General features: G+C 65.4%; 16 protein-coding genes. 6 read left to right on the top strand and 10 right to left on the bottom strand.

Annotation, left to right across the window (positions count from 1 at the left end; all coding sequences use genetic code 11):
• Nucleotides 1-54 precede the first annotated feature (54 nt).
• Together groL and IVB23_RS16530 are read right to left on the bottom strand one after the other, a co-directional pair.
• Nucleotides 55-1,686: a chaperonin GroEL gene (gene groL / locus IVB23_RS16535; protein ID WP_197968943.1), complete on the bottom strand. Its 1,632-nt coding sequence runs from the start codon at nt 1,684-1,686 to the stop codon at nt 55-57.
• 163 nt (nt 1,687-1,849) lie between these two features.
• On the bottom strand, nt 1,850-2,146 hold the full coding sequence (locus IVB23_RS16530) for a co-chaperone GroES (protein WP_025033779.1): 297 nt from the start codon (nt 2,144-2,146) through the stop codon (nt 1,850-1,852).
• Between the two features lie 316 nt (nt 2,147-2,462).
• Here IVB23_RS16530 and IVB23_RS16525 point away from each other — a divergent pair, with 316 nt between their 5' ends.
• On the top strand, nt 2,463-2,984 hold the full coding sequence (locus IVB23_RS16525) for a hypothetical protein (RefSeq protein WP_061879002.1): 522 nt from the start codon (nt 2,463-2,465) through the stop codon (nt 2,982-2,984).
• Nucleotides 2,985-3,220: 236 nt separating this feature from the next.
• Here IVB23_RS16525 and IVB23_RS16520 read toward each other — a convergent pair whose 3' ends face one another.
• On the bottom strand, nt 3,221-4,000 hold the full coding sequence (locus IVB23_RS16520) for a protein phosphatase CheZ (RefSeq protein WP_247804277.1): 780 nt from the start codon (nt 3,998-4,000) through the stop codon (nt 3,221-3,223).
• Between the two features lie 315 nt (nt 4,001-4,315).
• Between IVB23_RS16520 and IVB23_RS16515 the strand changes: the two genes are divergently transcribed.
• A complete protein-coding gene (locus IVB23_RS16515) occupies nt 4,316-5,116 on the top strand; it encodes a L,D-transpeptidase (RefSeq protein WP_061879000.1) in 801 nt (266 codons plus the stop codon).
• A gap of 166 nt (nt 5,117-5,282) precedes the next feature.
• Here the strand turns inward: IVB23_RS16515 and IVB23_RS16510 are convergent, their stop codons facing one another.
• From IVB23_RS16510 to IVB23_RS16485, 6 genes are all read right to left on the bottom strand, one after another.
• Nucleotides 5,283-6,125, bottom strand: a complete 843-nt coding sequence (locus IVB23_RS16510) for a DUF2076 domain-containing protein (RefSeq protein WP_247804276.1) — start codon at nt 6,123-6,125, stop codon at nt 5,283-5,285.
• Nucleotides 6,126-6,251: 126 nt separating this feature from the next.
• Nucleotides 6,252-7,097, bottom strand: coding sequence for a ChbG/HpnK family deacetylase (locus tag IVB23_RS16505; protein ID WP_247804274.1), 846 nt, complete (start codon nt 7,095-7,097; stop codon nt 6,252-6,254).
• Nucleotides 7,094-8,155 (bottom strand): glycosyltransferase family 2 protein, encoded by a 1,062-nt coding sequence (locus IVB23_RS16500; protein ID WP_247804273.1) that lies wholly within the window; start codon nt 8,153-8,155, stop codon nt 7,094-7,096. The genes IVB23_RS16505 and IVB23_RS16500 overlap by 4 nt, the downstream gene beginning before the upstream one ends.
• Nucleotides 8,156-8,241: 86 nt before the next feature.
• Nucleotides 8,242-9,219, bottom strand: coding sequence for an ATP phosphoribosyltransferase (gene hisG, locus IVB23_RS16495; RefSeq protein ID WP_131869139.1), 978 nt, complete (start codon nt 9,217-9,219; stop codon nt 8,242-8,244).
• Between the two features lie 3 nt (nt 9,220-9,222).
• Nucleotides 9,223-10,374, bottom strand: coding sequence for an ATP phosphoribosyltransferase regulatory subunit (locus tag IVB23_RS16490; protein ID WP_247804272.1), 1,152 nt, complete (start codon nt 10,372-10,374; stop codon nt 9,223-9,225).
• A gap of 109 nt (nt 10,375-10,483) precedes the next feature.
• Nucleotides 10,484-10,903, bottom strand: a complete 420-nt coding sequence (locus tag IVB23_RS16485; protein WP_247804271.1) for a hypothetical protein — start codon at nt 10,901-10,903, stop codon at nt 10,484-10,486.
• Between the two features lie 194 nt (nt 10,904-11,097).
• On the opposite strand from IVB23_RS16485, the gene IVB23_RS16480 reads away from it, so the two are divergent.
• A complete protein-coding gene (locus tag IVB23_RS16480; protein ID WP_061877490.1) occupies nt 11,098-11,604 on the top strand; it encodes a hypothetical protein in 507 nt (168 codons plus the stop codon).
• A 73-nt stretch (nt 11,605-11,677) separates the two neighbouring features.
• Entirely contained in the window at nt 11,678-12,625 is a 948-nt protein-coding gene (locus tag IVB23_RS16475; protein ID WP_247804270.1) for a helix-turn-helix domain-containing protein, read from the top strand.
• Here IVB23_RS16475 and IVB23_RS16470 read toward each other — a convergent pair.
• Nucleotides 12,622-13,377: a 16S rRNA (uracil(1498)-N(3))-methyltransferase gene (locus tag IVB23_RS16470; RefSeq protein ID WP_247804269.1), complete on the bottom strand. Its 756-nt coding sequence runs from the start codon at nt 13,375-13,377 to the stop codon at nt 12,622-12,624. The genes IVB23_RS16475 and IVB23_RS16470 overlap by 4 nt on opposite strands.
• A 209-nt stretch (nt 13,378-13,586) precedes the next feature.
• Between IVB23_RS16470 and IVB23_RS16465 the strand changes: the two genes are divergently transcribed.
• Both IVB23_RS16465 and ubiA read left to right on the top strand, forming a co-directional pair.
• Nucleotides 13,587-14,249, top strand: coding sequence for a hypothetical protein (locus IVB23_RS16465; protein ID WP_061877379.1), 663 nt, complete (start codon nt 13,587-13,589; stop codon nt 14,247-14,249).
• A gap of 142 nt (nt 14,250-14,391) precedes the next feature.
• Nucleotides 14,392-15,348, top strand: a complete 957-nt coding sequence (ubiA, locus tag IVB23_RS16460) for a 4-hydroxybenzoate octaprenyltransferase (RefSeq protein WP_247804268.1) — start codon at nt 14,392-14,394, stop codon at nt 15,346-15,348.
• Nucleotides 15,349-15,386 lie beyond the last annotated feature (38 nt).

Below are 15,386 nucleotides of genomic sequence, written 5' to 3'. Positions count from 1 at the left end.
CAAAAAAGAAGGCCGCCCGGAGGCGGCCTTCGCAATACTGCAATGGAACGGAGCCTAGAAGCCGCCCATGCCGCCGCCGGCCGGCATCGCCGGCGCAGCTTCCTTCTTCGGCAGCTCGGCGACCATGGCTTCGGTGGTCACCAGCAGGCCCGCCACGGAGGAGGCGTCCTGGAGCGCGGTGCGCACCACCTTGGCGGGATCGATGATGCCCTTCTCGACCAGGTCGACATAGTCCTCGGTCTGGGCGTCGAAGCCGAAGGTCTCGGACTTGTTCTCCAGGATCTTGCCGACGACGATCGAGCCTTCCACGCCCGCGTTCTCGGAGATCTGGCGGATCGGGGCTTCCAGTGCCTTCAGCACGATGTTGATGCCGGCCTGGACGTCGTCATTGGCGTTGGTGAGACGGCCCACCGCCTTCTTGGCGCGGAGCAGCGCGACGCCGCCGCCGGGAACGATGCCTTCCTGCACCGCAGCGCGTGTGGCATTGAGCGCGTCCTCGACGCGGTCCTTCTTCTCCTTGACCTCGATCTCGGTGGCGCCGCCGACGCGGATCACCGCGACGCCGCCGGCGAGCTTGGCGAGGCGCTCCTGGAGCTTCTCGCGGTCGTAGTCCGAGGTGGTCTCCTCGATCTGGGCCTTGATCTGGCCGACGCGCGCCTCGATGTCGGGCTTCTTGCCGGCGCCCTTGACGATCGTGGTGTTTTCCTTGTCGATCACCACCTTGCCCGCGCGTCCCAGCATCTTCACCGTGACGTTCTCGAGCTTGATGCCGAGCTCCTCGGAGATGAGCTGGCCGCCGGTGAGGATCGCGATGTCCTCCAGCATGGCCTTGCGGCGGTCACCGAAGCCCGGCGCCTTGACGGCCGCGACCTTGAGGCCGCCACGCAGGCGGTTGACGACCAGGGTGGCCAGCGCCTCGCCCTCGACGTCCTCGGCGATGATGACGAGCGGCTTGCCCGACTGCACCACGGCTTCCAGCACCGGCAGCATGGCCTGCAGGCCCGAGAGCTTCTTCTCGTGCAGGAGGATGTAGGCATCCTCGAGCTCGGCGGTCATCTTCTCGGCGTTGGTGACGAAGTAGGGGCTGAGATAGCCGCGGTCGAACTTCATGCCTTCGACGATGTCGACCTCGGTGTCGAGCGACTTGTTCTCCTCGACGGTGATGACGCCCTCGTTGCCGACCTTCTGCATCGCCTGGGCGATCATCTTGCCGATGGCGGCGTCACCGTTGGCCGAGATGGTGCCGACCTGGGCGACCTCGGAGGAGGCGGCGACCGGCTTGGCGCGCTTCTCGATGTCCTTGACCACGGCCGCGACCGCGGTGTCGATGCCGCGCTTGAGGTCCATCGGGTTCATGCCGGCGGCAACCGCCTTGGCGCCTTCGCGCACGATGGCCTGCGCCAGCACGGTCGCGGTGGTGGTGCCATCGCCGGCGGTGTCGTTGGTCTTCGAGGCGACCTCGCGCAGCATCTGGGCGCCCATGTTCTCGAACTTGTCCTCGAGCTCGATCTCCTTGGCGACGGTGACGCCGTCCTTGGTGATGCGGGGCGCGCCGAACGACTTCTCGATGACGACGTTGCGGCCCTTCGGGCCGAGCGTCACCTTGACGGCGTTGGCGAGAATGTCGACGCCGCGCAGCATGCGGTCGCGCGCGTCTCCGGAAAACTTGACGTCTTTGGCAGCCATGTCTGCAATCCCTCGTGTTTCGTGATGTGTCTTGTTCGTGCTGTTTCCTGCTGCGCTCTCTCCGTCTTACCGGGCTTGTCCGGCCTGCACGGCCGTAGCCGCTTCGGCGGGGCAAGCCCGGGGATGACGATGGAGCATTCAGCGGCCGTTCAGGCAGATGGCCTTAGGCCAGCACGCCCATGATGTCCGACTCCTTCATGATCAGGAGCTCTTCGTTGTCGATCTTGACCTCGGTGCCCGACCACTTGCCGAACAGTACGCGGTCGCCGACCTTGAGGTCGATCGGGATCAGCTTGCCGGTCTCGTCGCGGCCGCCGGGCCCGACGGCGACGACCTCGCCCTGCGACGGCTTCTCCTTGGCGGTGTCGGGAATGATGATGCCGCCCTTGGTCTTTTCCTCGGCGTCGATACGTTTGACCACGACACGGTCATGCAGCGGACGAAATTTGGATTTAGCCATGACGTTTCCCTTTGGAGGCTCGCTTCGGAAGGAGTGGAAGTCGGTGGGGCGGCGCGTCCGTCCACCCTCTCCCTGAGAGACTGAACGGCGCGCTTAGCAATCGGGCTTTCCGAGTGCTAATAGTGCGCCCGGAAATATGGCTTGGCCGCGATCCTGTCAAGCAAAGGTGGTTAAGCGATTGTTGAGGCGGATATAGGATGGTGGCATTGGAAACTCGTTCGGGGCGCCGGCGTACAGCAGGACGTCATTGCTCCGGCAGCGGTTTTGCGCTTGGCTGCGGGAGGGGTGCGGCCGTCGTCTTGTTCGGGGGAATGCCATGATCAGTTCAGCTCACGCGCGCACGGTTGCCAATCTGGCGGCAGCCTCCTGTCTGGCGCTGTTGCTGGGCGCCTGTGGCGGCGGCATGAGCCTGCCGTCCTTCTCGTCATCCTCTCCGCCGCCCGAAGCCGAACCCGGCACAGCGCCGGAAATGCCCGCCACCATCCGCGCGGACGAGATCGTCGGCCGCTGGGGTCTCGCCTCGTTCCAGAACCCGGCCGACCGCGCCCGCACCGAGGCTGCCGCCCGGGCGCAGTGCAAGAACCCCTATGTCATCACCGCGGGCTCCTCCGGCGGCGTGATCATGCATCTGGCCGACCAGGCGACGCCGCAGGAACTGCGGCTGAAGGGCTCGCCGAGCGGCAAGAACTACATCGGACCGGCGGGGCCGACCCCCGGCGAACAGGATCGCGAGATCATCTCCTTCGACGGCCGCGTCCTGATCACCCGCTTCATCGACAAGGACGCCGCCACACGCTACGGCAACATGGTCTACGTCCGCTGCGCGCCGAGGGCGTGATGTCTCTTACCCTCTCCCCTTGTGGAAGAGGGTGGCTCGCCGCGAAGCGGCGAGACGGGTGAGGGGTATCTCTCCGCGAGTGAAAATCTCGCAGTCCAGTTTGCTGAAGCAACCCCTCATCCGGCGCGCCACCTTCTCCCACAAGGGGAGAAGGGAAGGGTGCCCCGCGGTTGGCCTTACAAAACAAAAAACGCCGGCTCGCGCCGGCGTTTTCATTTTCCGAAATCCGCGTCCGCTCAGTCGAACAGCGCGTCGATGTCGTCCTGCGAGGCATGGCCGACGTCGCCGGCGAGCTTCGGGCCGTTGAGGAGCTTCTCGTCGTCGCTGCGGCTGTCGACATGCGCGGGCACATGGGCCTTGATGGCGTCGACACCGCCCCAGATGTCCATCATCGCATTGATGTGCTGCTCGATGAACTTCATCGTGGTCATGACCTTGCTGATGCGCTGGCCGGTCAGGTCCTGGAAGTTGCAGGCCTCGAAGATCGAGATGACGCGTTCCTGGATGTCGTCGGCCAGCCGCTTCTGCTGATCGGCCGAGTCCACCTTGGACATTGCACTGGCGGCCTGGTCGATCGATTCTGCGGCTTCGAGGATCTGCTGGGTCGCCTGCTCGGTGCCGCCGACCACTGCGCCGAGCTCGCCATTGACCTTGGCCATCTCGCCGCCGTCGAAGCTCTTGCCGTGCAGCGTCGCGATCTCGCGCTTGGTGCGATCGATGGCATCGTGGATGAGGTCGAGCTCGACCTTCAGCTTCTCGCACTGCTCGATCTGTGCCCGGTAGGTATCGAGCATGGTGCGCGCTTCGGCCAGCTCGTGGGCCGTCGAGGCGTCGATCGCCGCCATGGCTGCGCTGCCGGACAGTGGGGCGTCACCCTTCGCCATCTGTGCGCGGATCGCGCGCAGCTCGGCCATGATCTCGCTATGCATCGGGGGGGCCTCTTCAACTACATCTGGAATGGGCATCTCGCCACCGACGATATCCTCGACACGAAAACGTTTGCGGTGAACAGCCATCAGGAAACTCCCCCACCTCATTCACGCGTCTTTGTAGGCACAAGCGATTTAACACGAAGTTCACAGCGGGAACTGCCAGGCGGCCCGCGAGCGACGCTCCGCGAAGAAGCGATTAACCATGGACGCGCGGCGTTCATGGAAAATAAACGCTGATCGCCAAATTGCGCCGCCATTCGCGACGTGGTGAATCCAAACGCCCGATGCGTTTACCAAACGAAACGGCTTTTGCTCTTTATTGACCACGTCGCCGGCGCCGATCAGCCAGGCAGCTTCCGCGACGCATGTGATCTAGACGAAACAGTACAGAGTACGTCGATGTTCAAGAAAATGTCTGTCGCGCTGCTCGGCAGCGCTTGCACCTTCATGGCCGGCACCAACGGTGCCGGCGCCTTCGACAACAGCGTGCCGAACGATCCGCCCGCGGTGCTCTACGCGCCGCAGGTGCCGCCGGCGCCGGTGCGCGTCGCTTCCAATTCGAACATGGGTGGCGGCTTCATCGAGTTCCTGTTCGGCGATGGTCCCGGTCGCGGTCCGGCCTACGCGCCGCAGCAGCCGGTGTATCAGCAGCAGCCGGCCTATTACGATCAGCGTCGCCTGCCGCCGATGGGCGAGCCGCAGATGCAAGGCGCAGCTCTCCAGCAGGAGGCGATCGATCCACGGCAGCGTCCGTTCGATCCGAAATTCGAGAAACAGCTCGTTGACTATAACGGCAACGAAAGTCCCGGCACGATCGTGGTCGATACGCCGAACAAGTTTCTCTATCTCGTCGAGGGCAACGGCAGGGCGATGCGCTACGGCATCGGCGTCGGCCGTCCCGGCTTCACCTGGTCCGGCGTGAAGTCGATCACCGCCAAGCGCGAATGGCCGGACTGGACGCCGCCGAAGGAAATGCTGGCGCGCCGTCCCGATCTGCCCCGGCACATGGAAGGCGGTCCGGAAAATCCTCTTGGCGCCCGCGCGATGTATCTCGGCTCGACGCTCTACCGCATTCACGGCTCCAACGAGCCCTGGACCATCGGCACCAACGTCTCCTCCGGTTGCATCCGCATGCGCAACGAGGACGTCATCGACCTCTACGGCCGCGTCAATGTCGGCACCAAGGTCGTGGTGATGTGATGCTCGCTTTGCCCTCTCCCCTTGTGGGAGAGGGATACCCCTCATCCGGCGCTTCGCGCCACCTTCTCCCACAAGGGGAGAAGGAAGAGGTTCTGAGCAAGGGTTGGAAAATGAAAACGGCCGCCTCTTGGGCGGCCGTTCCTGCTTGCGCGGTTACCAGACGGCGTCACGCGTAATCGCTGCCGCCGTCGTCGCCGCCGAAATCGCTGTCGTCGGCCATGTCCATGTTGTCGTCGCGATTGTCGTCGTAGTTCTGGTCGTTGTTGTCGCGATCGTTCGAGGCCTGGTCCAAGAAGCCCTGGCGGGAGTCCTGGTTCGAGCCGATGTCGTTGAGGCCGGCATCGCGCGACAGCGATCCGCCCGACTGGTCGCCGCCGCCCCAAGGACTTCCACCAGCGCTGCGGTCGCCCAAGGCGTTGGTGTCGCCGAAGGCCTGCTGATGCGACCCACCCATCATGCCGCGGATGCTGGAGAGCAGCAGCGAGCCGCCGACGACGCCGGCCGCGGCCGCGGCCGCGGTGCCGAGGAACGAGCCGCCGCCTCCGCCCGCGGGCGGGGCACCATAACCTTGTCCCGGCCCTTGTCCAGGTCCTTGCACCGGTCCTTGGCCGTAAGCCTGTCCATAAGGCGGCTGGCCGTAGCCCGGCTGCGTCTGCTGCATCGCCTGGCCGGTGTTCCAGACCGGTCGCTGCTCACGCGGCGGCACGTTCGGTACCGAGCCGCGCGAGGGGCTGCCGCCGAACAGCGAGTCGCGCATGGTGTCGAGGAAGCCGCCGGACTGGGCGGGCTCGGGCGCCTGGGCGGCCTCCAGTTCCTGGATGCGATGATGGGCGCGCTTCAGCGCTTCGTCCTGCAGCAGTGTGGTCTGCACCAGCGCATAGACGGCGCCGGGCGCCTTGCGCAGGCCGTCGGAGATCGCGGCGACCGCATCGGGATCGCGCGGTGCATTTTCCAGCTTTGAAAGCCGGTCGAAAAGGTCGTCGACGAGCTGGCGTTCCTGCGGCGTCATGATCTGTCTCCTTCGCGCAAAATCAAGCGCGCAGGAGATGTAGGGTTCCATTGTGGCCCCAACAGTGCCGGCCGGATTAAATTTCCGTATGCGACAAGCTGCCTCCTGGCCCGCTTTTCGCCGTGTTCATCCCAGTGTCACGTTGCTGTCTGTCAGCAGGCGCGCGAAGGCGTCGCTGGCGAGATAAGCATGCTCGCGCTCGCGGACATCGGTCATCGGGTCGAGGCCGGCGAGGACGTCATCGACGAAGCCGGGATGGCACATCACGAGGCCGCCGTCGGGAAGGCCCTCCAGGAACTGCCGCATCAGCGCGCCGAAATCGGCGTCGCGCGTGAAATCATAGGCGCCGGCGAAGCCGGGGTTGAAGCTGAGGCCGGCGCTGCCGGCGCGGCGGCGGAATTGCGCGCTGAGACTGTCGAGCACCATGGCTTTTGGTGAGGCCAGCCGTTGCCTGAGCGGCAAATCGCGGCCGCCCTGACGCACCCAGGCGCCCGGCGCAGTCTCAACCACCGCATCGACGAAGCCGTCGCGGACCTGTGGGTAGAGCTGCACATGCTGGTGGCCGTCGACGAAGTCGGGAGCGCGTCCGAACGCTTCCATGAAGGCTGCCAGCTGCGCCTTGACTTCGTTGCGGAAGAATTCCCGGTCGAGCCGTCGCAAAACGCCCGCGCGCAGCAGCTTCGGAAACGGCATGAACATGTCGCCGTCGAGCGGACGGAAATGCATGGTGAGCGGCCGGAACGGCGCCGACAGCGTCACGTGCAATCCGATCGTGCAGTGCGGGTTCGTCTTCGCGGCGGACTGGAGCGCCTCGATCTCGGAGCGCGCGATCGCCGGACCCACCATCATCACCGAGGTGGCGTTGAGGCGGCCGCGTTCGATCAGGTCGCGAATGGCGCGGTTGACGGCGGGGCTGATGCCGTAATCGTCGGCGCAGAGCCAGATTCGCCGCGGGCCCGCGGCCGCGCTCATTCGGCCGCCGTCCTGTTCGCGGCGTCCTGGCTTGAAGGGTCCTCGGCCTTGCCGGCCTCGGAGTGCTTCTCGCTGTGCTCGGCGACGAAGTAGATCGGGCGCGCCTTCAGCTCGGACAGGATTTTGCCGATATATTCGCCGACGATGCCGATCATGATGAGCTGCACGCCGCCGATCGTCATCAGGCCGATCACGAGCGAGGGATAGCCGGGCACCTGCTTGCCGGTCGTGAACACCTCCCAGAGGATCGTCAGGCCGAACAGGAAGGCACCTCCGGCGAGAATGACGCCGAGCAGGCTGGCGAAGCGCAGCGGTGCCACCGAGAACGAGGTCAGGCCCTCGATCGAGAGGCCGAGCAGGCTTGCGGCGTTGAAGGTGGTGACGCCATGGGCGCGCGCCGCAGGCTCGTAGTCGACGCGGATCTGGCGAAAGCCGATCCAGCTGGCGAGGCCTTTGAAGAAGCGGTTGCGTTCCGGCAACTGCCTGAGCGCGGCGACCGCGCGCGGCGAGAGCAGGCGGAAGTCGCCGGCGTCCTCGGGAATCTTCTGGCGTGCGCCCCAATTGATCAGCGCGTAGAAGCCGTGCACCGCGACCCGGCGCAAGAAGGGTTCGTTGTCGCGATGCGCCTTGGCGGTGTAGACGACGTCATAGCCGTCATCGATCCAGTGCCGCACCAGCTGTTCGATCAGCGCCGGCGGATGCTGGCCGTCCCCGTCCATGAACAGGACGGCGCCGAGCCGGGCATGGTCGAGGCCCGCCATCAGCGCGGCCTCCTTGCCGAAATTGCGCGACAGCGACACGACCTGGACGTCGACCGCGTCGGCCGGCAGAGACCGCGCGATCGACAGCGTCGCGTCCTTGCTGCCGTCGTCGACGTAGACGACCTCGCAAGTCAGCCGATAGCGCTGCCGCAGCGTCTTTGCGAGATCGCAGATGCGCTGATGCAGGGCAGCGAGCCCCGCCGCCTCGTTGTAGACGGGGACGACTATCGACAGCCCCTTCGCAGCGGCGCTCGCTGCGGTGGTCGTCATGCCTGATACGTCAGAGCCCAGCGTCATCGATCAAGGTTCCAGAGGCGTTTAGATGTTCTCGACAGCATATGGTAGCTGCCGCTTGCTGTCGCCATGCTGAACGAACCCCGGGCTCACTGCCCGAGGAACGCCGCGAGCTTGGCGAACAGCGGGTTCTCCCGATCGAACACGTAGTCCAGCGAGACCACCGAGACGGTCTCGGCGCCATGCTCGCGCAGGAAGCTCGCCAGCGCATAGAGCTGACCCGGCGGGCAGTGCAGCGTCAGCATGCCTGACGAAGTCGGACCGCCGAACGGCGCCTCGACACCGTATCGGCTATGGGCCTCGCCGAGCAGGGCGGCGTCGCATTGCCGGAAGCGGGTGCGGACTTCGCGATACTTGTTGGCCCGCGCCCGCGCTGCGATGTGATCGAGGATGACACGCGCCGTCTCTCGCGCCTGCGGCGACCAGTCGGCCCCTTTGGATGCCACCAGATTGGCCTGGCTGCGCAGGATTGTACCGTCGTCGAGCACCCGCAAGCCGTTGGCGGCGAGCGTTGCGCCCGTAGTGGTGATGTCGACGATCAGCTCGGCGCTGCCGGCTGCCGGCGCGCCTTCCGTTGCGCCTGCGCTTTCGACGATGCGGTAATCGGTGATGCCGTGGGCCTGGAAGAAGCCGCGGGTGAGGTTGACGAACTTGGTCGCGACCCGCATCCGCATGTGATGCTGCTCGCGGAAGCCGGTGGTGACATCGTCGAGGTCCGCCATGGTGCGGACGTCGATCCAGGCCTGCGGCACCGCGACGACGACGTCGGCATAGCCGAAGCCGAGCCCTTCTATCAGCGACACGCGCTTGTCGGCATCGGCGATGTTCTCGCGCACCAGGTCCTCGCCGGTGACGCCGAGATGCGCGAAGCCGCGGGCGAGTTGCGAGGCGATCTCGCTCGCCGAGAGATAGGCGACCTCGACATTGTCGAGACCTGCGATCGTGCCGCGGTAGTCGCGGGCGCCGCCGGCCTTCGACAGCTTGAGGCCGGCACGGGCAAAGAAGGCCTCGGTGTTTTCCTGCAGGCGGCCCTTGGAGGGAACGGCCAGAACGAATGGCGCGCTCATGACTTAAGCTCCCACCTTGCGGGCGATCCGGTTCAGCGCGTCCACCCAGACCGAGAAGCCGACCGCGGGGATGGGCTCGCGCGATCCAAGCTGGGTCATCAGCCCGTCATAGCGGCCGCCGGCGACCAGCGGCTCGGCGCCGTTGCCCCGGTGATGCAGCTCGAATTCGAAGCCGGTGTAATAGTCGAGGCCGCGCCCGAACGCCGTAGAGAAGCGGGTCTGCTTCACCTCGATGCCGCGCGCCGCCATGAAGCCGACGCGGCTCTCGAACTGATCGATCGCCGGGGCGAGATCGAGCTTCGCGTCGGTCGTGAGTGCGCGCAGCTCGGCGATGGCGTCGTCGGGATTGCCTGATATCGACAGGAAGCGCTTGAGCACGGCGATCGCCTCGCGCGGCAGCGCGCCGCCCTTCAGCGTCGATTGCTCGAGGAAGCGATCGGCGATCTCGGCCGTGGTGCGTCCGCCGACATTGGTGGTGCCGGCGATCGACATCAGATCGGTGACGAAGGCGAGTGCCGCCTTGCGGTCGGAGCCGGCGAGGGCGGCCAGCACGCCCTCGTATTCGCTGCGCGTCGCGGTGCTGGCGGCTGCCAGCCGCTCCAGATCCTGCTCCAGGCTGATCTTGCGGTTGAAATCCTTGACCAGGCGGCGGCGCCAGACCGGATAGAGGTTGAGTGCGTCCAGCAGAGCATTGAACAGCGCGACATCGCCGGTGCGGATCTCGACATCGCGGACGCCGAAGGCGGCGGTCGCCTCCAGCGCCAGGGCCAGCATCTCGGCATCGGCCGCGGCGCGGTCCTGGCGGCCGAACGATTCGATGCCGGCTTGCAGGAATTCGCTGGCCTGGCCGCTACGGTAACGAAACACCGGACCGAGGTAGCTGAACCCGGCCGGCTGGCCGGCGCGGGTCGAGGCGAGATAGTCGCGCGCGACGGGTATCGTCAGGTCCGGGCGCAGGCAGAGCTCCTCGCCGGAAAGGTCCGTGGTGAGGTACAGGCTCTTGCGGATGTCCTCGCCGGACAGATCCAGGAACGGCTCGGCCGGTTGCAGGATGGCGGGCTCGGCCCTGACGTAACCGGCCTGCGCGAACGACAAGAGCAGCGTATCCGCCCAGGCGGCGGAGCCGGCAGCATTTGAGGTGGCAGTCGCGGTCATCTCAGGGTCCATCGGCCCGGTGGAACCGGGCAGGGCTGGGAAGGAATGGGAGTTGGCGCAGCCCTTAGCATGGCCCGAAAGCGGTTTCGACCTCCAAAGGATCAATCGCTTAACGAGTTTGGCGCGACGCCGGCCCCGTTGGCAGGGTGTAGAAAGTGGCATCGACCAGGTAATTTGATACCGAATGCCGATGGATCACGTTTCGTCGCGGGACGCGCCGAACGAGGGCGTTCGGCTTCATTCGGTTGGGCCGGGGGCATGGGGCTGATTCCACGAACGATGCCTCGGTCGCGGCAACGATCGACCCCGCCGTCGCGGCCCCCGCGTCTTCCGCGAGTTGCTCCGCCAGGTCGAGGACCCTTCCCCTTCTGCCGGGGTCCGTGAGGCGGAGAAACGCCTTGATGAGCCGCAGCGACTCGCATGCTCGCGCCTCGGGCACAACATCGTCATTCATTGCCATGTCTTCCATCGCGATCGCCACCCCGGCGGCGCCGGCATCGTCGAAACTGTTGGATGCGCGCTCGCGCAATGAAGTCCTGGCGGCCAGGGTCCGGCAGGCACATCGAAGGTCTCGTCGACAACGATGTTCAGATGCCGCAGCAGGCCGGCGTCACAATGAGAAACTAGGGACGGCTGGCAAGTCGTCGCATACTCATTTTGGGTATGGCCGATGGTCCGTTCGCCGTAACCATCGTTTACAAGATGAATGTTGGTTTTCGATTCATGCGCAATGCTTCAGATATTATCCGGACGGTCTCGCGGCACACGCTAGCCTATATGCTGTTCTCGATGAGCGAGTTGTTCCGGCACTACGACGAATTCGATCCGCTGGACCTTCTGATCATTCATGCGGTCCTGAACGCCAATGTCATCCACGTGATGAACGATCCGGCGTTGGACGAGAAATTCTCCAGCATTCATGCCGTCGAGCCGGACGTGATCAAGCAGGGGGTCTCTCGTGCCGCACTCTCCCGCTTCCTCAGCCTGCCCCTGGAGACGGTTCGCCGTCGCGTGACGGGACTGAAGAGGCGGAAGATTCTCGCCGAGACGAAGGCCGGACTCATCGTGACCGAGCAGAACGCATTCAGGTTTGGAAACAACCACGAACTGCAGAAGACGAACATGCTGTTGCTCGCGAAGCTGCTTCGCGATCTCAGGCGTGCCGGCATCAGCGGGCCGGATGATCTGCGCGCCTCCAGGGGCGCGGCGTCCGCAAAGAAGGCAAGGTAAGCGACACGATATGGATCAAGGCCATCTCGATACGGCGCGCGAGGGAGCGCGAGAGCTGGCGACGGACCGCTTGATGTCCTTCCAGGAGCTCAAGCCATCGTCGGCCCTCGAGCTCATGGCGTATGACATCGACCATTTCGGCGAGACCGAGAGATATGCCGGCGCTTCCAGCATGCCGTTGTCGGTCGGGGCGACGGCAATCATGCGGGCTCGGCTCAGCCTGCCGACCCTGACCCTCTCTCTGGTGAAAACCTTCCCGAGGATCGTTCGCGGCTATCAATTGACGGATGCCGCCGCCGTCGTGGTGCCGATGGATCACGTGACCTCGGCCCGCATTAACGGGCAACCAATGGGCCGTTCCATCGTCGTTCTGACGGGCAGCTCCGATTGCCTGGTCTATGAGCCGGAGGGCCGGCTGATGGCAGTCGTGTATCTCAGTCCGCCGCAGCGCGAACCCTGGGCGCAACTGGGCGACGGCTATCGCCTGGTGAACCCGCCGTCGGACGTTTTTGCCTCGCTGCGCCGCCTGATCTCCGTCACGCTGGAAATCGCGGCACATGACCCGGACTTCCTGAACGAGCCGATGTCGCTGACCGCCGTCGAGCAGTCCCTGCTCAGCACGATGGACGCTGCGCTGCGCACCAGCGCGAGCGGCGGACCTGCATCGTCCGCCACGGATGGCTATCGGCGGATCGTCGCGGACATGGAAAGATTGATCCGGCAAGACCCGACGGTCTGGCCCAGGACGCCCGAACTGGCCGCGCAGGTGGGCGTGTCCGTCCGGACTCTCCAGAGCGCGACACAGGCCATTTGCGGCATGAGCCCGCATCGCTACAGCCGGGTCCTGCGGCTCTGGTCGGTGCGCAAGCAGCTGCGCATCGGTCCTGGGCGGCGCAGTGTGAAGGCCTGCGCAATTGCGCACGGCTTCTGGCACCTGAGCGAGTTCGCGGCGAGTTACAGGGCGGCCTTCGGGGAGCTGCCGTCCGAGACCCTGCACCGCGCGATGCGGGAAACGATCTAGCCGCCTCCACCGCCCCAGTCGCCCAGCACCGCCTGCACCAGCGCCAGGGCCGCCACCGCGGCGGTGTCGGCTCGCATGATCCGGGGGCCGAGGGCCAGCCGCAGGATCTTGGGCTGCCGCAGCAGCAGTGCCCGTTCCTCCTCGGCGAAGCCACCTTCGGGGCCGATCAGCACGTCAATACCTCCGCCGGCCTCACGGCTGTCTTGCAGGCTCTGAACGGGGTCCTGGACCTCCGCCGCCTCATCGCAGAAGATCAGCAACCGGCCCGCGGCGCGCTGGCTCAAGAAACGCTCCAGCGGCACCGGCTCGGCAACGGTGGCGATGCTGAGGATGCCGCATTGCTCGGCCGCCTCGACCACATTGGCGCGCATCCTCTCAGTATTGACCCGGGAGGCCTGGGTAAACCGTGTCAGGACCGGCTGCAGGGCGGCGGCGCCCATCTCGATCGCCTTCTGCACCATGTAATCCAGCCGGGCATGCTTGAGCGGCGCGAAGACGTAAGTGAGGTCGGGTAGTCGGTCCTGGGGCCGGGTCTGCTGGAGGATCACGAGGCCATCCGGCCGCTTGCGGCCTTCGATCGCCGCCTGCCACTCGCCGTCACGGCCGTTGAAGGCCAGGACTTCGGCCCCGGCGGCAAGGCGCAGCACGTTGCCGAGATAGTTGCTCTGGTCGCGGTCGAGCGACACCCTGGCGTCCTGGACGAGGGCGGCATCGACGAACAGGCGGGGAGCGCGAAAATCGTGGGAGGGCATCGTCAGAGGTCCGATTTGCCGCCGTTCTTAACCGAAACCAGTAGTTTTGGGGGTAAATATCGCCGGATTGGTGCGTCCCAGCGCCGCGCTCTTGCCCTATTCCACGGGTTGTTAAGGGCCGGCGGGAATCGTAGAAAAGCGAACACGCTGGTCGCGCTTCAATTGGGAAGACGCCGCCCCCGTAAGCTCCTGCCGGAGAGACTGCCTTCATGATCCGTCGTCTGATGGTTCCGATCACTGCCGCCATGGTCGCCATGGGTGCCGCGGGCGCCCAAGCGCAAAGCGCCTTCCCGGCGCCGCTGCCCGGCCAGGCTGCTACCAGCTCCCCCTTTCCGCCCGTGAACGGCTCGGCACCCGTCGCCTCCGTCGGCACGACGCCGCAATCGTCGTTTCCGGTGAACGGCGCCGCCCCGGTCGGCGGTGCCGGCGCCTTCAGCGCGGCTCCGCCGACGCAAGCCGGTCCCGGCGAGGACTGCATGAAGGCGTTCATGCCCCTGCGCGAAGAAGCCGAGAAGCGCGGCAAGCTGATCAAGGCGGCGAGCGACCGTCACGCGCCGCCGGACGAGGCCTGCAAGCTGATCCGCAATTTCAGCCAGGCCGAGACCAAGATGATCAAGTACATCGAGACCCACGCCGCCAAATGCGGAATCCCGCCGCAGGTCGGCGCGCAGATGAAGGACGGTCACAAGAACACAGAGGCGATGGCGGCGAAGGTCTGCAACGTCGCGCTGCAGATGCAGCAGCAACAGGCGCGTCCGGCCGGCCCGTCCCTGAGCGAGGTACTCGGTTCGGGCTCTGCGCCCGAGGTCAATGCCGGCAAGAAGGGCGGCAGCACCTTCGATACGCTCAACGGCAACGTCCTGACCCGATGATACACCTGTCGCCGATTTGAAGTTCCTACGGTGCTTGCCGCGAGATCCTCATAGGAACTTCAAATCGATAAGCGGCACGTGAATTATAGTTTTCCTGCTAGTGCCCTTGTAGTTTTCGAAGTTCGTACCGGAACACGCCGCGATGGAATACGAACTTCGAAAACTGGGCACTGGCACATCCGCCCGCGTTGCCGATTCCACCGGCAACTGGGTCGATACGCTCGCGCCGCATTGGGCGCGGCCTTACCTGCGCCTGTCCCGCTTCGACCGTCCGATCGGCTCCTGGCTTCTCCTGATGCCATGCTGGTGGTCGGCGGCGCTCGCCGCCGGCATGGCGCATGACGTCCGCGGCCTGCCGCTCACCATCGTGCTGTTCTTCATCGGCGCCTTCGTGATGCGCGGGGCAGGTTGCACGTGGAACGACATCACCGATCGCGATCTCGACGACAAGGTTGAGCGCACGCGCTCGCGGCCGTTGCCGTCAGGGCAGGTGACCACCAAGCAGGCGCTGGCCTTCATGGTCGCGCAGGCGCTGATCGGCCTCCTGGTGCTGCTGCAGTTCAACCGCTTCGCGATCGCGACCGGCATCGCCTCGCTTCTGATCGTCTCGATCTATCCCTTCATGAAGCGCATCACCTGGTGGCCGCAGATCGTGCTCGGGCTTGCCTTCTCATGGGGCGCCTTGATGGGATTTGTCGTCACGTTCGGACACATCGACGTCACCGCGCTCGTGCTCTATGCCGGCGCGATTTCCTGGGTGATCGGTTATGACACGATCTACGCGCATCAGGATGCCGAGGACGACGCGCTGATCGGCATCAAGTCGACCGCGCGCCTGTTCGGCGCGCACACGCACCAGGCGCTGATCCTGTTCTACGGGCTCGCGGTGATGTTGATCGGCATCGCGCTGGCTTCCGCCGATGTGCGCTGGCCGGCCTGGGTCGGGCTCGTGGCCTTCGCCCTGCATCTGGCCTCGCAGATCGTGCGCCTGAAGATCGAGGATCCCGGACTGTGTCTGCGCCTGTTCAAGTCGAACAGGGATGCTGGCCTGCTGCTTTTTGCGGGATTGCTGGTCGACGCGGTGATGCGAGCCGCGTAGGTCTCGTAGGGTGGATTAGCGAAGCGTAATCCACCTCT

Origin of the sequence: Bradyrhizobium sp. 191 (genome assembly GCF_023100985.1) — a bacterium.
GTDB classification, from domain to species: Bacteria; Pseudomonadota; Alphaproteobacteria; order Rhizobiales; family Xanthobacteraceae; genus Bradyrhizobium; species Bradyrhizobium diversitatis.
Note: the sequence above shows the minus strand (reverse complement) of the source record. Positions and strands in the feature narration are given on the sequence as shown.